Annotated in this window: 7 protein-coding genes and 1 tRNA gene; all 8 read right to left on the bottom strand. The window is 42.1% G+C overall.

Features of this window, described 5'->3' with window-relative positions:
- Nucleotides 1-29: 29 nt before the first annotated feature.
- The 8 genes from xseA to HXT50_RS00035 all read right to left on the bottom strand — a co-directional run bounded on the left by xseA (nt 30) and on the right by HXT50_RS00035 (nt 22,137).
- Nucleotides 30-1,505 carry an exodeoxyribonuclease VII large subunit gene (gene xseA / locus HXT50_RS00070; RefSeq protein ID WP_421777134.1) on the bottom strand — a complete coding sequence of 492 codons (1,476 nt, stop codon included), beginning with the start codon at nt 1,503-1,505 and terminating at the stop codon, nt 30-32.
- Nucleotides 1,506-1,625: 120 nt separating this feature from the next.
- A tRNA-Lys gene (locus tag HXT50_RS00065) sits at nt 1,626-1,699 on the bottom strand.
- Between the two features lie 432 nt (nt 1,700-2,131).
- Nucleotides 2,132-3,211, bottom strand: coding sequence for a class C sortase (locus HXT50_RS00060; protein WP_421776852.1), 1,080 nt, complete (start codon nt 3,209-3,211; stop codon nt 2,132-2,134).
- A gap of 93 nt (nt 3,212-3,304) precedes the next feature.
- The gene (locus HXT50_RS00055) at nt 3,305-5,074 is read right to left on the bottom strand and encodes a SpaH/EbpB family LPXTG-anchored major pilin (protein ID WP_421776851.1); all 1,770 of its coding nucleotides are present in this window, start codon (nt 5,072-5,074) and stop codon (nt 3,305-3,307) included.
- On the bottom strand, nt 5,071-8,025 hold the full coding sequence (locus HXT50_RS00050) for a hypothetical protein (RefSeq protein ID WP_421776850.1): 2,955 nt from the start codon (nt 8,023-8,025) through the stop codon (nt 5,071-5,073). Before HXT50_RS00050 ends, HXT50_RS00055 begins: the two co-directional genes overlap by 4 nt.
- Nucleotides 8,026-8,394: 369 nt before the next feature.
- A complete protein-coding gene (locus HXT50_RS00045; RefSeq protein ID WP_421776849.1) occupies nt 8,395-14,091 on the bottom strand; it encodes a S8 family serine peptidase in 5,697 nt (1,898 codons plus the stop codon).
- Between the two features lie 705 nt (nt 14,092-14,796).
- Nucleotides 14,797-15,555 carry an Abi family protein gene (locus HXT50_RS00040; protein ID WP_102155368.1) on the bottom strand — a complete coding sequence of 253 codons (759 nt, stop codon included), beginning with the start codon at nt 15,553-15,555 and terminating at the stop codon, nt 14,797-14,799.
- Between the two features lie 441 nt (nt 15,556-15,996).
- The gene (locus tag HXT50_RS00035; protein ID WP_421776848.1) at nt 15,997-22,137 is read right to left on the bottom strand and encodes a S8 family serine peptidase; all 6,141 of its coding nucleotides are present in this window, start codon (nt 22,135-22,137) and stop codon (nt 15,997-15,999) included.
- Nucleotides 22,138-22,641: the final 504 nt, after the last annotated feature.

Raw genomic sequence — 22,641 nt, 5'->3', positions numbered from 1 at the left:
TATCTAAAATATTTAAAATATCTAAAAAATTACTTACTTGACTTTACGTCAGCTGACTTTCCGGCAGCCGACTTTACTACAGCAGACTTTGTTTCAGACTTCTGCACGCCAGCTGACTTTCCGGCAGCTACTTTTGTTCCAGCTACCTTAGTACCAGTCACCTTGCCAAGTACCACGCCACTTTTAAGCGTAACTGTCATATCGTCGCCAACTTCCGCTAAAGCCGCGTCGTCAAGCACTCGCCCACCGCTGAGCTGCACAACAGCGTACCCGCGATTTAAAGTCGATTGCGGACTTAACGCAGTCAAGCTCGCGTGAGCCTTCTCAACAGTCAAGCTCGCATCGTCAAGAAGTCGCACCAAACCGTGACGCATTCGCTCAACAGCCTGCTCAACCAAGCGCTCGTGCGGTTCAAGCATAGTGCTCGGGCGCGTAAGGCTCGGGCGATTCGCATAACCTTCAACGAGGCGAATCTCATTGTCAACGCGCGCAGAAATTCGCATGCGCATAGTTTGCAACGCGTTATCAATAAGCTGCCACTGCTCGCGCACGTCCGGAACAACGCGCTTTGCAGCATCCGTAGGAGTCGAAGCGCGCATGTCTGCAGCCAAATCAATCAGCGTCCAATCGTCCTCGTGGCCGATTGCAGACACAATCGGCGTCACGCACGCAGCAGTAGCCCGAACCACGCCTTCATCCGAAAAACCAATCAAATCCTCAAAGCTACCGCCGCCGCGGGCAACGATAATAACATCAACCTCTGGGTCTGCATCGAGCTGCTTGATTGCGGCAATAATATCCGCCGGGCACTGCACGCCCTGCACGTGCGCGTGAACAACTTTAAAACGCGTAACAGGCCAGCGCAAATTCACGTTAGTAATAACATCGCCCTCTGCGCGAGCTTGAGGAGCACACACGAGACCGATGCACTTAGGAAATTCCGGCAGCGACACCTTATTCTCCGCGTCAAACAGGCCTTCGCCTTTAAGCTTTTTTCGCAACTCGTCAATTTGCGCTTTTAAGTCGCCTGCACCGACGCGGCGGATTTCGTCTGCAACAAAGCTTAAACGCGTGGCTTTCACCCAAATATCCGCCTTGCCGTGAACGACTACGCGGTCACCCTGGCGAAGATCGCGCGCTTGCTGCACGAAATTACTGAAGCCCATTACGGAAATCGACACTTCTTCGTTGCTGTCGCGAAGAGTGATGTAGCCGGAAGATGCGCGGCGCATGTTAATTTCGACGATTTGACCCTCAATCCACGCTGCTGGCCACCGTTCTACTGCACTGTGGAACTTTTGGCTTAAGATTGCAACAGGCCACGGGTTTTCGGCAGTCGTGTCGGCGGCTTTCAGAGGAAGCTGGCGCGGCTGAGCTTGCTGCGGAGTAAGCGGTTGCGGCTGCTGCTCTACTGTTAGCTGCGACTGTGCTAAATTTAGCAGCGGTTGTTGCGACGGCTGCGGCTGTTCAAGATGGGCATCATCCTGGAATAATTGCGGCATCATATTTGACGAGGTCATGTTTCCAGCTTGACTGCAAAGAAGGACAAACGCGCGCTGCTGCATATGCGTGACGGAGGGATTAGATACGAAAAAACCCAAGCGGTGAAGCTTGGGTTTTGCTTGTGCCCCCTCAGGGATTCGAACCCTGGACACGCTGATTAAGAGTCAGCTGCTCTAACCAACTGAGCTAAAGGGGCGTTGGTTATCTTGGCTCGTTTCGCGAACCGAGTAACTACTATACTCAGAATGAGAGCGTACGCAAGCCGGCGTGTCGCATTAGAGTATCGAGAAGCAGCACAGTGCGCTTCTCGATACACTAATGCGGTAGCGCTTGCATAATGCGTAAAGCCCAGTGGGCTTTACGCGCAAGCGCGCACACGATTGTGCTTTCTTTATTATCTTAAGAAAGCACAATCTGACGACCAACAATCCAATAAGACACCAGTACAATTGACTCGCTTTTCGCTTAATCGTAGCGCTCCAAACGTGAGAGAATCATCTCGCATTTGGAGGGTTACAGAGGGTTAGACGCTCCATTTGCGAGGAAAGTTTCTCACATTTGGAGAGTTGGCGCTACTTTTGCGCTCCAAACGTGCGCAGTCACAACGCTCACAGCACACACTCTCGCGCTACTTGCGCCGCAACTTACGCAGCATTTTGCGCGAAACCGCCAGCAAATGCCTGCCTTGCACACTACTCACACCATTCTTCTTTCGCAACGACGCAACCAGCATCATCGCCATCAACACCGCAGACATCACCATCGATATCACAAACAGCGTCATCCACAGCGGCCACTGCATATGGTCGCCTGGCACGTTAGCAGGATCCGGCAGCACGCGATACCCCGTCACGAGCAGCCTGTGCGTGTTAATTCCATACGGCGTGCACGTAATCAGTGTCGCCAAGTCGCGCCCCTTCTCGCGCCGCAGCAAACGAATATCGTTCGGCTCCACCACATTTATGCGAAACACTTTGTACCGAAGAGTCTTGCCTTGCACATCAAAATAGAAGTAGTCACCTTTTTTCAGCGTGTTTAAATCGTCAAACATCGTGGCATCCGGCATACCCGTATGCGCCGTCACAACCGTGTGCCTGCTTTTGCCGCCCACCGGCAAATCCGTGCCATACAAATGCCCCGCGCCCATTGCGAGAGTATCTTGAGTGGTTCCGTGGTAAATCGGCAGCCTCACGCCGATTTTTGGTATTTTCACGATGCCCATAATCCCCATCGGCTCGCTAAGCACTTTTTCGTACTCTTTATACTCGGGAGTGTCCATGTAATCGTTATTGCCGTTATACGGGTCCGCGCTAATAATTGCTTTGTGGCGAGCGTTGTATTCACGCGCTTTTCGCAAAATTTCCGCGCGATTTTCTTTAGGCTTTTCCTTATTTAATTTGTCGTACTCGATTGAGAGTTCCTTGGCAGCATGATTGTTGACCAAAGTAGAAACCACAGGATAGCTGAAACACAAAATGCCAATAGCAACAAGCGCAATCGGCTCAGCCAGCTTGCGAAGTGGGGACATTGGTTTTAGGGAAGACTGCTCTTGCGATGATGGAGATTGCGCAGATTCAGTATTTTCGGAAGATGCAGTGATTTCAGAGCTTGCGGAATCTTGCGCACTTTTGGAGGACTTATTAGCCCACATACGAGTCAGCCGCTTAAATAGCGCGCGAGCAGACTCTGCAAAATCAGCTAGCTTCATGATTCCTCCAATAAATAAATAAGGAGCCGGGAAAGCGTTAGTTAACGCGCGCCCGACTCCCCATTTTCGTTAATGCTTAAAGAAAGGGATTAACTAAGCGCGGAGCTTAGCCTGCTCCTCTTCCTTCTTGCGACGACGCATGTACACAAAGAATCCGGAACCAACGAAGCACATGCCGATAACTGCGAAGATGATTACGCCAGCAGCACCGGTCTTTGGAAGGTTGAACCAGAAGCCTTTATCCTTTGTAGGAAGATTCTGGAATGTGAATGTTACATCATCGCCAGTTGCCTTAGTTGTAACGACATCAGGATTGCGAATGTATCCGGCTGGAGCAGCAGTTTCTACGATGTAGAAATCTTCATCACGCTTTACAGAATATTCTTCGGTCAAACCAGTATCTTTTGCTGATGCTTTTTCTCCAAAAGCTGAGCGAGGACTACTAGTACCACACTTAGACTCTACATCGGTATTCGTTTTAACTGCTGTAGCGCAAGCTTGTGCATCGTTTGGATTAGCAAATATCACAAACTTTCCACCCTCAAGAGCACTTTGATCCGTAGAAGAAACCTTCTTAATCTTGAACTTTGAGAACTTCACTTCCTTGTACACTTTACCTTCAACAACGTCTGGATTACCAGTTGTGTGCGAAGGAATTAAGCCACCCTTGTTAGCAACAGTGCTGCTGCCAAGAACTGTAGAATCTGCAAGAGTGAACTCTAAGGTGACAAATACCCTTACAACTTTGCCAGCATTGTCGTTTGCAGCTTTAGCAAGCGCAGCTTTACCGGCATCATTGAAAGATACAACAATCTTATCGCGAGCAACGTCAGTGCTTGTAGCAGCAATTTGATTTGCGTCTTTAGCAACGGTGTAGTCAGCAGTAGGAAGCGTCGTATCGCTAGTTGCAGGCGCATCGCCAGTTCCAAGTTGTACCTTTGTAACTACTTTTGCAATGCTGTCAGCAGTAACCTGATGAGAGGTTTTGTCAGTAGGATAAACAAAAGCATTGGCAGGAGCGAGATCGACTACAGAATAGCCGTTAAAATCAGTAGCAGTAAGAGCCGTAGCATCAGCACCCGTCTCCTTCATCTTGTCAAGCTCAGCGCTAATGGTGTAGGAAATCTTATCTCCAGCACCAACAGTCTTGGAAAGATCTACAGTCTTCTTAACGCTCTCACTCAAATCCTTGTTCTTTGGATCCGCGTATGGAGCATAGTTGTAGACTACGTTGCCATCAGAACCCTTCTCAATCCTTGGGATTGTCATATAGAATGGCTTGGATTCGGCAGCAGAGAAGCCCTTTGGAACTGTTGTTTCTTGAACTTGATACAGACCGATTTTAAGATTATCGAACTTCGCAACACCAGCTGCTTTAGTTTGAGTAGCATCAGTACTTACAGTGGTGCCATTACCAGTTTCAGTGGTCACAGTAGCTGTGTTTTTATTAAGCTTATCAATCTGATTGGCGACCTTAACCCAATCTGCGTACTTGGTTAAATCGATATCCTTACCGTCGATTTGCGTCACCTTTTTTACAGTGAATTTAGCACCGGGAACAGGAGTTGACTTCTTCTGCTTTTTTGTGGTTGAGTCAACCTCGTCTTTCCACTTGAAAATAGTGAGGGAATAAGTTGCATTCTTATCCGTATCTTCAAGCTCCCATGGCGCTGACTTAAGCACTGCATCTTGTGATGGAGTATCAACACCAGTCTTACCCCCTTTAGGTTGACTACCCTGTTGTGGATCAGGCTTGCTAGCCCACGCAACGCCGGACACTGTCACAGCACCCGCCGCGCACAGCGTCCCAGCCATTGCGAGCGAGGCGAATGCGGCGACGCATCGTTTTGTGAAATTATTCATTTCTTCTCCTTTATATCAGTGCCCTTGCGAGCAGATACTTCAGTGCCCTTTTGAACAGCTATTTCACTGACCTTTTGAGCAGAATTTCTGTATACAAAATTTTTCATAAATGCGCGCCCCCACTGTGTTTGGTCGAGAGCAAACGCAATAACCATAAGACTTGTGAAAATCGTTGTAGCAACGCTAAGAATCATGTTCCAGCCGGCGAATCCCGTCTTTGGCAGTTTAAAAGGCTCAACAACGTGAATTTTGACCGCGGTCATCGTCCAGTCCTTGCCTTTTTCGAGACCAGCGACGCCGTTAAGAAGAGTATCGCCATTTTGTACGGGAGTTGCGCTACCCACTTTATTTGTATAAGCAGCAAGCGCAGTCGGCTTCAACGCATACACAACGCATTGATAATCGCCCGTTTCTTTAGGCGCACCGCCAATAATCGAATCCGTGCGTTCGACTGCATAGAATGGATTTTCTTCATCCCAATCGCTAGCTTCAACGTCTCGTCTAAATAGGGTACGACTTGCATCACACGAAGCTGAATTATTCTTGCACTTTTCAAGTTCAGCAACAGTTTTAATATGATCCCAATTATGAATTTGGTTCTCCGTAGGAGCAGTCAAGCCATTAACGCTACTAGACCAAACACCCACACCACTAGAGCTATTAGCGTTAACAGAGCCGTCTTTGCTAGCTTTGCTATCTTTGCTAACCTTAGTGCACAAAACTTTCAGCGAAATTTTCTTACCCACTTCACGCAATGACCACGCATCAATATACGGATTCAAAAATCGCATTCCGCGCATCATTGTGATGCCCTGGTCTGGATCTACATCACCATAATCGTCGTTTTGCGAGTCAGACTCATCATCAGCAGAAACTTTTTCGGTCGTCACACGTAACTTTAAATCATCATTATTAATCCGTGGAGAATTATTGACCGAGACTTTCAAATAGATAGGCTTACCTTCGTTACTAGAATCTTCATCCTCTGAAGAGGAGCCATCAGGATAATGCGCAACCACTGGCACATTGTAATGCCCTGTTTCAATCCAAGTGCTCATTCTTACAGTAATTTTTCCGTACACTGCGCCGGAACCATCACTACTATCTTCTCCGACTTCACTTCCAGCTTTGGTAGGTTTGTTACTTTGATCACTGTCATCTTCATCAATAAATGAGGCCCAATCAGGAACTGGATGCTCAGAATCATTTTTATATGGCTTTATTTCAAACCAAGTTCCGTCAGGAAGATTACGAGTTCTAGCTAACTTCTTACTGCAATTTTCGCCAACTCCGCACTGGTTAAGCGGCACAATAGAAGTCGCATATTGACCTGGAAGAGTATTAATTCCATCACCATAATTAGGCTGATAATAGTAAGACATTTTGCGAACAGTAATGTTCAAAGTCTTAGCTTCCCAAGTAATGCCTTTACTTGACTTAAACAAATTTTCTGACTTTAGCGCAGAATCAATTTCATCAATCTTATTGTGTTTTTCTGCAGCTATTTGATCAAACTTCTTTACTAAAGCATCATCTTGCTTGTCTTGCGCGCCGTCATCTTTAACAGAATTTCTTAAAGCATAAACTTTGCACACAAAATCACCGGTTTTCTTTACAGTTCCCTTAAACTGTCCTACTGTACGCTCATTTACTCGCTTAGGTTCAAAATTCGGATGTGTTTTAACATACTCGTTGTACACGTAATCGTCATAAAGTAAATCATCCATCTTGCAGCCATTAGCAGGATCATCAAAGCACTTCTTTTGCTGATCGTAACTGGCATGCTTCCAAACTGTTACGTTAGCATCTTGTTTTAATTCAAGCCCGTTAATTCCACCAGACTCGTATTTTCCATCAACAGGATTTCCATTCTTATCTTTCTTATAGCAAATCACACGCTGATTAATATTGCCTATGCCAAAATGCGCAGAAGCATCAAAAGTGGTTTTCTTAACCTCTTGACCAGCCAATAACACTAAATCTGAGTTATCAGATTGTCCATATTTCAAATCTTCTTTGTCTTTGCTAATTATTGAAAGTTGTAAATCACTATCGTGAGGATCAAATCGCGTAACAACTACATTTGCATAAACAGGCGAAGGCTTACCACCTTTGCTATTTCCAGCATTTGCATCATCGGAAGTAGATTTTCCATCTGGATAGTGCACAATTACATGCACTTTGTAACGACCTGCTTTAGTCCACCTATTTGGACGGAAAGTTATAACGCCATAACTTTTTGAATTATCGGATGGAATAGCTTTCGTTTCCTTGCACTGTTTATTATTGGCTGACGCATCATTGGCTACAGCGCATTGCTCGCCTTCAAAATTAGCCCACTCGTACGCGTCTTCTTTATCATTTGCATCTGGCTTAATTTCAAACCGCGTACCAACAGGAAGATATCCACGCTTAATTTTCCTATTGCCGTGAATTGGCTTACTCCTAGGAGCGCCCGACTTATTGTTTGCACTTGTAGAAAGATTTCCAGCAACAATATTCAGAGTACGTAAATACTCAGGATTATAGAATTGCGCTCCGTTTTCGGTAGTGTTGGTAGAACTTCTGTCACCGTTCGAACCAGTTTGCGCGGCTTCAGCAGCGTTTTTAGCTTTTTTATTTTTACTGTTTTGATCAGCTTCTTTATCTTTATTGGAAACTTCGTTCTTAGGATTTGTATTAGCCGTTGCGGAAGTATGTTGTTCAAGATTACTAACAGGCTGTTGCTGCTCAGTCTTGGGCTCAGCCTTCGTCTTGTCCCCCTGCTCCGAAGCACCGGATTTCTCCCCAGTACCAGCCTTCGCTGAAGTCTTAACTGTTTCTTCGGTTGAAGCACTCGACGGAGTGATAGGCACAATCGCGAGAGTTGCTAGAGTCAGCACGCAGGACGTGAAACCGCAAATTACGCGCATAATCTTAGAAAGACTGTTACGACGACGCTGCGGAAACATCTCTAATCACCTTCGTTAAGTTCAAACTCTCAAAATTTGTGTAGTCATCATTACAAAATCAGAAACCACACAGCACTGCAAAACCTCTCTTAATTGCAGCCACAGTTCTTGCAACTATACCCCCCCCCCAAGGCAGATTTCAACCACTATTTAAGATTTAAAAGATTTTGCGAAAAATATCTAAAATTACGTTATTTTAACCTTAAAATTTATGGAGCAATTAGAATATTCGCAATATATTACATACAACAAAATATGGGTTATTCAGGTTATTCCACAAAATATATTACATACAAAAAGAGCACTCCCACCTTACTAGAAGATGAAGAGTGCTCTTTGTTTATTTACTTTTTTACTTATTTTGTTTATTTACTTGTTTGCGTGCGCATGATGGCGGCGAGTTTTAAACGTTACAGCACCGCTTGCAAGCAACACCATAAACGTCACAACCATGCCAATCACACTGCTACCAGTCATCACCAAGTCAGAAGTCATCTTCTTGGCGGCAGACTTAGCGGCAGCTTGCTCCTTTTCAGCAGCCTTCTGCTTTGCAGCAGCGTTAGCATTCGCAGCACTTGCGTTGCCATTGGCAGCAGCATCGCCGGATGCAGCACCTGCGCTACCACTTCCGCTGGCGGCATTTCCGTCTGTACCAACGTAAGTAGTGCCAGTAAATGTGCCAAATCCAGAACCAGCACCTAATCCGTTACCAAATCCAGTACCAAGCCCGTTGCCGAATCCAGTACCAGAATGAAGCTCCGAATACTTCAGGTTAATCTCTGCAACTGTTTCATCGAACGCTGTAGCATTCTCAGGAACAACCCACACGTTAGCCCAAGCAAGCTGCTCACCTTTATCGTTAAGCAAAACAATCGTATGCTTACCGAAGTAGCCAGCTGGAATCACAACATTAAACTGAGGTTGACCATTCTTATCCAAAGTTACTTTCACATACTTAGATCCATCTGCGCCCTTCAATAACACAGGCGAAGAATACATGTAAGCATAAGCGTAAGCAACCTTGTTTTTCTTAAGTTCCTTGATGAACTCGCTCGTGGCAGAAGAGACCTTAGTCTTGTGAGACTTAGAGCCAGCATCACCCTTAGCAGGAGCATCCATGCCAGCGAAATACAACTTCACAGGATTGCTCTTACCAGCACGAACAACATCATTCATGTGTTCACCAGCAACAAGGCTTCCCTTAAGCGACTGATCTAGCTTTGCGGTAGATTCAGGAGCTTTAGGTGCTGGAGTTGAAGCGGAAGGAGGATTGACAGTTACAGAAGAGGAACCATGATCGTTTCCATGACCATCATTCGACTTCTTTTCAACGAAGAATTCTGCGGAAGTATTCTTCGTTGCAACGTTACCAGCATAATCAACAGCTTCAACTCTGATTGAGTGCTTTCCGGCAGAGAGTGAATTGAAATCAACATCTACCTTCAGTGGATTCTTCAGATCTTTCAGATCAGCAAAAGTAGCATCGTAAGGATTGTTCTTACTCAGCTTAATATCCGTTTCTTTAAGACCATTACTTGCATGATTTACTTCTTTACCATCAATACTCACTCGCAATAACTTCAAATGATCATCTTTAGCTGTTACAGAAATCTTACGATTTGCTTCAACACGATCATTGTCCTTTATTCCAAGTGTCACAGAAGGAGCATCCTTATCAACAACAACAGGAGCACGACCATACAGTGCGCTAGACATCTGATCGATGGCTTGGATTAACACAAACTCTCCATTTTTAACTTCAACATCTCTATCGAAGCTCTGAGCATTAGTTTCTTTGCCTTTAGAATCAGTACTGAAGTTGTCTGAAGCAATAAGATTATTAATCTTAAGAGTATAGCCAGCAAAATCATCACTAATAACACCCTTGAATTTCACAGTATCTTTATTAGTGAATATTCTGTCGCCATACAACTTTGGAGTACTAAACATTACTTCTGGAGCTTGTCTGTCGAAATAGAAAGCAACTGGAGTGTCTAATACCACATCACTTCCCTCTTTGACAATCATCCTAAAGTCATTTATTCCAGGATGCATTGGCAGAGTTACCGTGAATGCAGAATCAGCATTCGCATTAGTGGACTTAGTGATTGTTGCAGCTATAGGATCAAAATCCTCATACCCCGAACCATCATCTTTAACTCGATTAGCTTTTGTAAATAGCATTTCTGTAGCTTTGTTACTTACTTTGCCTTTTGCAGTAAATGAATCGAGCGAAGTACCACTATCTCCAGGAACAATCCAGTTGTATGATCCTATTCCGTTAGCATTACTCAGTGAAATATTATAAAGCTTTGCCTTTGTCTTTGTTGGCATAACGCGATTAGCAAAACCTACATCCTGAGTAGTTGTGTTAACTCCATCACTAGCAACCAAAGTAATTGAATATGTACTAGCAGATGGAATAACTTTTACAGTAAATAAGCCATCAGAACCAACAGTTACAGGCTCTTCCACTTGTTTAGCCTGAATTTCACCATCAATAACCTCATCTTTATTATACTTGACAGTAAGCGTGAGATTCTGCTTTGGAGTAGTTTCGTCCTTAACTTCACCTTTAACTTCTACTGCACCAGTTTGGTCAATTGTTACATTCCCATTACTATCTGCATTAGTTAGTTTAATTGTTGGTGCTTTTCCGTCGAAATTAGTTGCAAGAGTTTCAACCACTTCTTTATTATCAGAACCTTTTGCCTTAACTTTTATTGTATTAGCACCTTGTTTAATAGGGGCTGTAAAGCTAAATTCAGAATCATCTGTCTTAACAGCTAATTCTTTTTCTGCTTCAGTTCCTGATTGAACATAAGCTTTCACATCCTTGCAACCATCAGCAATACGTCCAGAGATTTCGATGCTATATTTATCAACACCGTTATCTTTTTTAGCAGTGACATCCTTAATGCCAATATTCTTAAGATTAACCTCATTATTTATGAGAATCTTTTTATTAGCAAATCCCTTAAACACTTTGGAAGTATTGGTTTCATTGAAACCGCCATCATGCAAACTGACATTGACGTAATAAGCATCCTTACCTACATTAACCTTGCAAGTGCGAGTATAGCCATTTGCGTCATGAGTTTCGCTGCAGTCATTATCATTAACCTTGACATAATCACTGTTACCATTAACTTTTACACCTGGATCACTCAACGTTTCACTTAACTCATCATGAGCTGTAATGGTGATTTTACCATCACTATCAGGTTCGCTAATTGTAACGGTTGGAGCTTTAGTATCAAGGTTAAAATGCATATCAGTCGTCTGGCACATATCCTTAGTCAAGCAAGCTTTTACTCGATAAATATATTTGCCATCAGGAAGTTTCTTATTAAAATGCGCAATATCAGTAGATGTCTTATCATAAATAGTTCCATCAAAATCAATAGAACTATTTAATGCTCTTGGATCACGTAATAATTCTGAGAAATTAGAACGAGAAACGTCATGTTCCTCTCCTACTTCTGCAACAGTCTTACCAGAATTATCCAAAACAGAATACTGTATTAAACTTGCATTACGGAATAATGCTAATGATGGTCGTATCTTATCGAATAACTCATCACCATTTGGAGAAAATTCTAAATGACCAGGAGCTTCATCATTAACTTGCACATCACCAAAATAACTTTCAGCAATCAGCGAAGTAGTCATATTAATTGCATTTTGAAGATACTCTTCACCAGGCTTTACAAGAATTGGTTCCTTATCCCAATTGCCAACAAAGCCAAGATATGGAACAGCCAAATCTGGTTCCCCAGAAGTCTTTGAAGTAAAACGCGCCCAACCTTCAACATAATGGTCGCGAGTCACGTCTGGAGTTAATGTAAACTCTACTTCCTTTTCTGACTTAGGATCTACTGTAACTGTATTAGTCGAAGAAGCTAATGTTTCTGAGCTAATAGAGGTAGTAGTTTCTGCATTAGCATTATTAGATTCATTAACAACATTTTGTTTAGGAACTTCATAAGTTACAGCCTTATCTCCATAATTATGCAGTTTAACAGTGAACTTACGATCTCCATTAACCTGGCGTAGAGCCACGTACGAATTGCCATTGACTGTTGCAATCACGTTAGTAGCAACAGCTTTATCGACCTGAGCTAAGCCAGCGCCGATTTGACGAGGAGCAAATGGTACATTGCTGGAATTATTGAGAATCTCAGCCGTATTCATCAAGGCTTGTTCAACAAGAGTAGCACGATCTTTTGGAGAAAGCTTAGGGAAACGCTTCATATAGCTTTCCATCACCAAAGCTGAAAGACCGGAAACGTTTGGAGCAGCCATAGAAGTACCAGACATATTAGTGTACTTGTTGTTGTTCTGAGTAGACCACACGTTACCGCCGATGCCAGCAATATGAGGCTTAAAATCAAGTTCTGGCGTTGGACCCCAAGAAGTAAAGCTAGAAGGATGCAACTTATCAGGATTTGCAATGCCCATTGTCTTATCAGAGAAGGAAACCTTAACTGTACCACTTGCGTTAGCTTTGAGTGCATCAACAATCTTTAAAGCATCTTCACGACGAATTGATGCTCCAAAGCATGTGAACTTATCAACTCCAGCCATGCCGAGGAACTGTGCCGAATCGCCAGCTTTGTTATAAACGATTACACCATCAGCACCCTTATCAATAGCATTCTGGAATTTTTCACTAAATGCTATTGCGCCACGTTCAACTAAAGCGTACTTTCCGTGAAGATCCAAATCCTTAACTTCATCTTTTTTGCCAAGACCGATATTCACAATCTCATGTTCTTTACCATCAGCTTTTCCTGAGGCTATAGAGTAAGGAATCTCAGTTGTCTTATTAGCTTTATCCGTATATGAACCAGCGGTTTGAATAATATAAGAATTTTCTACAGAAGCAACGCTGAAAGCAGAAGGATAAGAAGATGGCGAGCCGAGAGTTGCATCATCCCACTTTCCTAATGCATCATTAGTTCCTCCAGATGTAGAGAAGCTTAAACCGGAGTTTCCTGCAGAAATAACTGGAAGCACACCAGCTTCGCGAGCCTTCTTTAAAGCGAGAGATGTAGCGTTAGAAGCTCCACCAAAACCGTTATCTGAGCCGAGAGACATGTTAATAACGTCTGCATGAAGCTTTACAGAATCCTCAATTGCAGCAACTATATCAGCATCACGAGCTCCGTGCGCTCCCGGCTTATTTGAAAATACTTTCATTGCAAGTAGCTGAGCATTTGGAGCAATGCCGTTAATATGACCGTTTTTATCAGCTGGCTTATTCTCATCATCACCATTAGCTGCCACAATACCAGCTACGTGCATGCCATGCTGCTCTGCACCACTATCTGTAATAGTGTAATTTTCATCAGCATAGTTGAATCCAGCAGGAACTTTATTAGTGAACTTTACACCATTAGACGGGAATGTCTTCTGAATCTTACGAGCTTTTTCAGCTTTGAAATCAAGCTTCATATCATGGTGACTTGGATCAATACCAGTGTCGATGATAGCCACAAGCATCCCAGTTCCATCAAGTCCACGCTTCTTAAATTCTTCGTTTACACCCTGCAAGCCGCGAGCATAATTTTCAAGAGGGTAATACAAACGTTCTTTTGCAACAGAAGCTACTTCATGTTCATGACGTAAAGCCGCAACTTTGTTAGCTGGTAATGTTGCTTCAAAACCATTCATCAGGTAACCAAATTGGCGACGTACTGTCATGCCATATTTTGAAGACCATTTTCCAATAAGACGATTCTGGTCAGCTTTATTACTGCTTTCAGATTCTTTCGAAGGAAGTTTTGGCTGTTTCTTCAAAGTAACGATAACAGTAACAGGCTTATTAGAAGTACCAGTCCTATTAAATGGATTATTAACTATTCTGCTAACAATCTTAGGATCAAGATATTTAGTAGTTTTATTCTTCTTATTCTTATTCTTTTGATTTACAACTTGTGCGAGATTATTGTTCTCAGCACTATTGTCTTTAGCATTTGCTGTACCAAGCGGTACCATAAGCGTCGCCGCAGCCACGCCTAATGCTGCTAAACGAGTCAGATATGACGTTCGTTTGAACTTCATAAACATACTCTCCTTCAAAATGGTGGTTGTTATCCCGGAAAAATTTCGGTTCGAGCTATAACAAACTCAAGCCAGCTGACAAAATCTTTCATGCGGGTGTAAATATTTTTGTTACGCTGGTTTGAATCATTTCCGCTAAATATCGCATAAGAGGCATACCCCCCCCCCCCATGCAAACAGCAAGTAATGGTGCATTTTTGCAAGTGCAACAAAATATTTTTCATATACTCTAGCACTTGTTTAAAGAGAAAAAATTTTTTTGACTTGTTAATTTCACAAATAAAATTTGAAAAAATTATATTTAGGATAGGAAAATGGCTAAGTTACGCCATTTTCTCGCAAACACTTTTCCGCAAGTAACATGTAAAAAATCTGTAGTTAACATATAATTTACAGAATTTTTCAACAACCTTGCATTTTGACAATGTTTTTTAAAAAAATATTGCCGATTTACCAACTAATGTTGGTGCATTGCACAATATAAACCGTAAATTTTTCAGCCAACCGACGATAGGTGTAAATGACCTAAATTTTACGCTCGCGCGAGTGTTATCTCACGTTTGGAGGGTTGGCGCTACTTTTGCTCTCCAAACGCAGGCGCGACGACATGCTTGAGCGCAGCATTGCGCGCGCTCAGGCAGGTAGTTCGCGCAACTTACGCATTTGCTTTCATACCGTTTACTTCATCAACACCAATCATCAGTATTAATCATCAACACCAATCATCAGTTCCAAATATTTATTAGCAGCTTTACGTATTTTTGAGGGATCAATCCATCCAGTTGTAAACGACTTATTAACCGCATGAAGTAGCGTAAACAGTGCGTTCGTAAGATTCCTCTTTCCCCTAGCTATGTTATATAAATTATCAAAATGAGCTGCTTTATTCCTAATCTCTTTAATATAAATAAGATTTTTTGCTATTATTCTTCTATCCTCATCGTACTCTTTATTCATTTTTGAACAGTTCACAAATGGAAACGCATTGCCTACAGCATCTTTCCAAAGTTTTTGTTGAATGCGATTGCTATTTTTTGTTTCTGAAGATCCAACAAGCTTTACCCATGTTCCCCACATGAGCTTAGATAAAATGTCATCATGATTTACACTTCTACCATCATGCGAGTGAACTGCAATTTCTCTCGCTTGCTTGATTTGATTTTCAATCAAATCTTTAACCAAATCTGGCGTATACAGAGGATTGGTCCATTCCTCATTTTGCTTTTCTTTCAACGCAAGTTTACGAAGTTCTAAATCAATTGAATTACGCACGCATATTTCTACGTATCCAATCTGCTCATGCAATATTCCTGCTAATTCATGATTCGATTTGCATATAAGCATAGCTGTACCTAAATCATTATTTGCATCGCGCATATAACGATTAAATCTAGCCACGCCACAAAATTGTTGCGCTTCTTGCAAAGTAAAAAATGTATTAGCAGACATGAAAATATTGTACATTATTGCACATTTAGTTTGACATTCGCCACGAAATATAACATGGCAAACGCAAATTCTAAGGGGATGTGGTAGACTCTAATTTACCTGTGTAGGTTGCTCCTACACGTGATTTCATTGAGCTCTTGTTTGTTTAGAACAAGAGCTCAGTTGTTTTTGGATGGTGGGTTTACTAAACGTAGGTTTGTGTGGTACTCCAAAAGCGAGGAAAGTTTCTCACATTTGGAGGGTTTTAGGTTGTGTTTTGCTCCAAACACGGGGAACTTGTCTCGCATTTGGAGAGCGAACGAGTATCCACGTGAATGAATGATGAAGCAAATTAATATGTAAAACAAACTATGGATTATTCTCCAAAATATATTACATACAAAAAGAGCACTCCCATCTTACTAGAAGATGAAAAGTGCTCTTTGTTTATTTATGTTATTTATTTATTTTGTTTACTTACTTTCTTGCGCGCACATGACGGCTGCGAGTTTTAAACGTTACAGCACCGCTTGCAAGCAGCACCATAAACGTCACAACCATGCCAATTACACTGCTACCAGTCATCGCCAAATCAGAAGTCATCTTCTTGGCGGCAGACTTAGCGGCAGCCTTCTGCTTTGCAGCAGCGTTAGCATTCGCAGCACTTGCGTTGCCATTGGCAGAACTTGCATTGCCATTGGCAGCGGCATCGCCGGATGCAGCGGATGCGCCTGCATTAGTAGAATCCGCATCATCCTTTGAGGACGACTCCGAATTATTACTGGAATTACCTCCAGTAGTAAAGGATTTTCCACCATGATTACCGCCGTGGTTAGAGCTGTGGCTACCGCCATGATTAGAGCTGTGGCTACCGCCATGATTACCACCGCGGCTATCATTGTTGGTATCACCGCTTGCACTACCGCTAGTGCTGCCACCGTTGTTGCCACTATCCTTACCGTGACCTGAGCTTCCACCTTCGCTATTACCAGTATTACCAGCGTTACCAGTATTACCGCTACCACTCTGGTTCTGATTATTCTTATTATTCTGATTATCAGAATCAGTTTGGCTGCCACTATCAGAAGAAGCAGAGGAAGATACAGACACCTCTCCAGAAGCAATCTGGTTACCATTTGCATCCATAAGTAAGATTGTGTGCTTACCTGAATATCCGCTAGGAATCAAAACCTTGAAATAGTACTTACCGTTCTCACCAGTACGCACTGTCACATATTCATGACCATCTTCACCCTTAAGATCCTTAGGATCAGAGTAAATGAACGCATACATGCGAGCATCGGCTTTGGCTTCCTTCAAAGCTTTAGGCTGTCCAGAAACATAAATCTTTACTTCCTTTCCAGCTGTAACATTCTTGGTTTCTAAGCCAGCAATAGTCTTTGAGATCTTTTCTGTAGAAGCAGGAGGAATTGGGGCAGAATCAGTTTGAGTTGATTCATCCTTGGTTCCTGGATTCTTTGGCTTAGCCGGATCCTCGCCAGGCTTCTTCGGATCCTCACCAGGCTTCTTTGGATCTTGACCAGGCTTAGACGGATCCTCACCAGGCTTAGACGGATCCTCACCAGGCTTCACACCATGCTTCACTTTGAATGTATATGCAGTAGCTCCCTTTGCATTATCACTTGTGGCGCTTGCTGTATTACCGGCAAAATCGGTCGCCTCAATGGTGATAGTGTGAGAACCATCAGTCAACTTATTAGTAGGAATCTTCAACGTTAATGTTGTAGAACCTGGCTTATCTGGAGTTGGATTATCGTTAACCTTAGAAACATCCACTAATGTGTTCTCTACTGCTGTAGTTGGAAGATAATTTTCTGTATACGCTACTGGACGACCATCAACCATAACGCGCAAAGACTTCAAATTATCATCTGTTGCTTTAACAGTAATTTCGTGACCATCATCGATTTCTTCACCTTCAACCAAACCTGCTTCAACAGTAGGATCCGTTTCGTCAAGAACAACTGGAATCACACTAAGTAAATGAGATTCAACCTGATCACTTAAGTGCAGCAGCAACTTATCACCATTGTCTACTGGAATGTCAGTTGAGAATTGGCGACGAGTTGTTTCTTTACCATTCGTATCCAAAGTGTAGAAATCACCAACGGAATCGTTGTTAATTCGCAAACTTTGACCGAAAGCATCATCTGATACATTTCCACTGAAAGTCACTGTGTCACGATTGGTGAACAACGTGTGACCATACAGTTTCGGAGTATCGAAATGTGCTGTTGGAGGCGTAATGTCGAAGTAGAATGCTGCAGGAGTATCGATTACATTCGTTTCATCGTCTTCATCAGCATCTTCGTCATCTGCTTTAGTATTCACCTGCAAGCGGAAATCATTTATACCCGGATGCATTGGAAGCTTTACACTAAACTTTCCGTTCTTAATTTCAGCACGCAATGGGTTTGGAGTTACAAGATTTTTAGTTGTAGCATCAAAACGCGAAGCTGGAGTAAACACCACGCTAGTCACCTTGGAACTCACATCACCTTGAGCAACAAAGTAATCAGAGCCAATAACGTCTGGACCATAATTCTTCTTATGAATTAACCACGCATAAGAACCCATAGAGCCAGCATTAGTAAGCACGAAATCTTTTGTTGCAGCTGCAGGTTTAGGTGTAGGAGTTGAACGACCAGCGAGAGCCAAACCTATAGTTGTAGTGTTTTCAGCAGAATCAGTAGCTACAAGAGTTACCATAACAGCTTTAGCGGCAGGAGTAATAACTGTTTTGAAACTACCGTCTTTGCCAACAGTTACTACTTCTTCAGTTTCTTTACTAGCTGCAGCTGCATCTGCTTGCTTCACATTTGCATCAATACTCGTTGCTGAAGTTGTATTAGCGCCAAAAACAGCTTTAGTAGTAGATCCAGAAGCAGAACCAGAAGCATGATTGTTTACAGAACCAGCAACTGCATTAGCTGGAGTAGTGTTGTCAGCAGCCTTTTGATAAGTAAGCTTTAGCTTTACAGTATCTCCAGGAGTATCAGTTACTTTACCAGCAACAGTTACTTTACCATCTGCACCTACAGGCAAATTACCCTTATCATCTAAGCCATTAACAGTAATCTTAGGTGTTTGCGCATTGAACGTTAACTCAAGTTTCTTATTGCCAATACGGTCACCATTACTATTAAAAGCTTTAAGCATTACAGTATTTTTGCCATTTTTCAGTGGCACAAACGCATAGAAAGTATTCTCACCCTTGCGCTTTTTAGCTAATTTGACTTCCTGCTTTTTACCGTCTTTAGGAGTCACATAAGCTTTTATAGAAGCAACATCTTTAGTGAGATATCCCTCAAGATAGAACTTACCATTAATATCTGGGTTAGTCTTACTTTCTTCTAACTGATTTGCTTTAATTTGGTGAGAAGTAAGTTTTTGTTCATTTGGAATAATAAACTTCTTGTTCTTCTCAGGTTTTCCTGAACCATTCGGGACATATGTGTCGAATACCTTCTTAACCTCAGTTGGATTCATAGCATTGTCTCGAACAAGCACATCTATGTATTGAGCTTCATTACCAATGTGAATAGACTTGCACACTCGCGTACGAGTTGCTTCATTCAACGGGCATTGAGTGTCTTCATCACCATAGTTCAAAGCATCCTTTACACCAGGAAGATGAATAGTTGGCACGCCAGGATCAGGACTCAATTCATCACTAATAACAATCTTCACATTGCCTTTATCATCACGATCAGATACTGTGACCTTAGGTCCATGATTATCGATTGCTACCTTCATATCATAAGTTTGCCAATCAAACTTATCTCCTAAGCGAGCTTGAATACGATACGTGTACCATCCATCAGGAAGAATGTCAAACCTACTTGTTTTTGGATTCCACACAGACCCGTCGAAATTTCCAGCTAAACCATCTGTTGTTCCAGCATTAGCAATAGTAGAACGATGCACATTGTGTTCCGTTCCAAGAACAATCTTAGTTTTATTATGAGAATCCAATACAGAATACTTTATGTCAGATGCACCGCGGAATATAGCCATAGATGGAACAACATAATCCATCCAGCCATCTTGATTTGCAGGTGAAAATTCGCCAAGTACATAAGGTTTAGTTTCATTATTAACCGGAAGTTTACCCATAAAACCAGCTACCGAAAGCAACGATGTCGTAAGATCACTATGTTTTGCACTATAGCTTTCTCCCGGTTTTACCATTATAGGTTCATCATTCCAATCGCCAACAAAGCCAAGATATGGCACAGAAACATCTGGTTGAGAATCAGTGAGCGATTCAAATCGCACCCAACCTTCAATATAATGATTGCCTTTAGAACTATTTGGACTTAACGTAAACTTAACATCAGCGGTTTTCCCAGGCTTTACTGTAACTGTACGCGTTTTTGATTGCAACGTTTCAGTATCACTAATAGAGGTTACTGTATCTTTATTTGCCTCATTAGACTCATTTACAACTTCCTGATCTGGGACAGCAAATTTTACTGGAGTCTTACCATAATTATGCAAAGTAACCGTAAACTCGCGATTAGAATTCACGTTTTTAAGAGCCACATACGAATTGCCGTTTACTGTTGCAATCACGTCAGTAGCAACAGCTTTATCTACCTGAGCTAAGCCAGCACCGATTTGACGAGGAGCATAAGGAATTTTCTTACTATTTGCAGAATCTTTATGTCCAATAATACTTGCTGTATTCATTAATGCTTGGCTTACACGGGTAGCCATTTCAGACTTGTTAAGCTCAGGGAAACGATTCTTATAGCTTTCCATCACCAACGCTGAAAGACCGGAAACGTTTGGAGCAGCCATGGAAGTACCAGACATGCTGGTGTACTTATTTCCATTCTGCGTGGACCAAACATTACCACCGATACCAGCAATCTGAGGTTTAAAATCAAATTCTGGAGTTGGACCCCAAGAAGTAAAGCTAGAAGGCTTCCCATCATCCGGATTGGCGATAGTAACGAATTGTTCAGTGAAAGCTATCTTTACTTTCTCACCTTTATCTAATGCTGCTTTAATTTCCAATGCATAAGAACGAGGAATAGATGCACCAAAGCAATTTTTGATTTTCTCCAATCCGCCCATTCCTATGAATAAGGATGAATCTTTGTCGTGATTGTAAACAATCACACCTTTAGCACCTTTAGAAATCGCATTATTAAACTTTTCAGTAAAACTGATTCCACCACGTTCTACAAGAGCATATTTACCGGTAAGATCAAGATCTTTAACATCAGCTTTAGTAGCTTTTTTAGCATCCACAAGTTCATGCTGAGATAGTGCATCTGTTAAAGAACCAATAGAATAGCTGTACGGCAAAGTATGTGACTTGCCATCTTTTCCAACCCAATTTGCAGACTGCTGAGTAATGTTGGAATTTTCTACAGAAGCAACGCTGAAAGCAGAAGGATAAGAAGATGGTGAACCAATAGTTGCATCATCCCACTTGCCTAAACTATCATCTATGCCACCGCTTTCAGAGAAGTTCAAGCCGGAGTTTCCTGCAGAAATAACTGGAAGCACACCAGCTTCGCGAGCCTTCTTTAACGCGACACTAGTAGCACTTGACGTTCCACCGAAACCGTTATCTGATCCGAGAGACATGTTAATAACGTCTGCGCCAAGCTTTACAGAATCTTCGATTGCAGCAACAATATCAACATCACGAGCACCATGCGAACCTGGCACATTTGAGAAGACTTTCATAGCGAGCAGCTGAGCGTTTGGAGCTATGCCATCAACACGATGATTTTCAGATGCTGGAGCACCATTTTCATCGCCGTTAGCAGCCACAATACCGGCAACGTGCATACCGTGCTGTTCACCATTAGCGTCTGTGAAATTAGTATTTTCATCAGCGTAATTGTAACCTGCAGGAACTTTATCTGTTGTATTTCCTTTACCAGTTGGCTTCAAGCGAAGATTCTTTTTTGCTGAATCGTCAAGCTTCATATCTTGATGATTTGGATCGATGCCCGTATCGATAATAGAAACAAGCATTCCGGTTCCATCGAGGTGATGCTTTTTAAACACCGTCTGCACGCCTTGTAAATCGCGAGCATAATTTTCCATTGGATGATATAAACGTTCTTTTGCGACAGAAACTACACCTGGCTCACGTTTCAAATCTTGAACGTGTTTTTCAGGGAGAGTAGCTTCAAAAGCACTCATTAAATAACCAACTTGGCGACGAACCGTCATATTGTACTTTGACTTTACGCGGTTAATTAAAACATTCTGCTCATGAATGTTGGCTTTTTCGTCAGCATCCGTGAGTTGCGAACGATAATTTTTCAACGTAACAACAACAGTTACTTGAGCATTTGAATTTTTATTAAATTGATCTTTTTTACTGTAATCCTCAAAAGCTTTAGCAAGAGTTGGATTAACATGGCGTAAATCTTCTATAGACTTAATCTCACTATTAGCTTTTAAAGATGAATCAAGCATCTTAGAGACAAGTGCATTCCCATCTTTTTTAGTTTCATTATCATTTTTTGCAAATGCCGCAGGAACTTGCCCAAGCGGTACCATAAGCGTCGCCGCAGCCACGCCTAATGCTGCTAAACGAGTCAGATATGACGTTCGTTTGAACTTCATAAACATACTCTCCTTCAAAATGGTGGTTGTTATCCCGGAAAAATTTCGGTTCTAGCTATAACAAACTCAAGCCAGCTGACAAAATCTTTCATACTGACTGCCAAAATTTTTCATACGGGTGTAAATATTTTTGTTACGCTGGTTTGAATCATTTCCGCTAAATATCGCATAAGAGGCATACCCCCCCCCCCATGCAAACAGCAAATAATGGTGCATTTTTGCAAGTGCAACAAAATATTTTTCATATACTCTAGCACTTGTTTAAAGAGAAAAAATTTTTTTGACTTGTTAATTTCACAAATAAAATTTGAAAAAATTATATTTAGGATAGGAAAATGGCTAAATTACGCCATTTTCTCGCAAACACCTTTCCACAAGTAACATGTAAAAAATCTGTAGTTAACATATAATTTACAGAATTTTTCAACAACCTTGCATTTTGACAATGTTTTTTAAAAAAATATTGCTGATTTACCAACTAATGTTAGTACGTTGCGCAATATA

Origin of the sequence: Gardnerella sp. KA00243 (genome assembly GCF_049244105.1) — a bacterium.
GTDB lineage: Bacteria > Actinomycetota > Actinomycetes > Actinomycetales > Bifidobacteriaceae > Bifidobacterium > Bifidobacterium leopoldii.
Note: the sequence above shows the minus strand (reverse complement) of the source record. Positions and strands in the feature narration are given on the sequence as shown.

Coding starts and splice junctions, on each gene's coding strand:
- xseA (WP_421777134.1), bottom strand. CDS start 1,505: ATGATGCCGCAATTATTCCAGGATGATGCCCATCTTGAACAGCCGCAG.
- HXT50_RS00060 (WP_421776852.1), bottom strand. CDS start 3,211: ATGAAGCTAGCTGATTTTGCAGAGTCTGCTCGCGCGCTATTTAAGCGG.
- HXT50_RS00055 (WP_421776851.1), bottom strand. CDS start 5,074: ATGAATAATTTCACAAAACGATGCGTCGCCGCATTCGCCTCGCTCGCA.
- HXT50_RS00050 (WP_421776850.1), bottom strand. CDS start 8,025: ATGTTTCCGCAGCGTCGTCGTAACAGTCTTTCTAAGATTATGCGCGTA.
- HXT50_RS00045 (WP_421776849.1), bottom strand. CDS start 14,091: ATGAAGTTCAAACGAACGTCATATCTGACTCGTTTAGCAGCATTAGGC.
- HXT50_RS00040 (WP_102155368.1), bottom strand. CDS start 15,555: ATGTACAATATTTTCATGTCTGCTAATACATTTTTTACTTTGCAAGAA.
- HXT50_RS00035 (WP_421776848.1), bottom strand. CDS start 22,137: ATGAAGTTCAAACGAACGTCATATCTGACTCGTTTAGCAGCATTAGGC.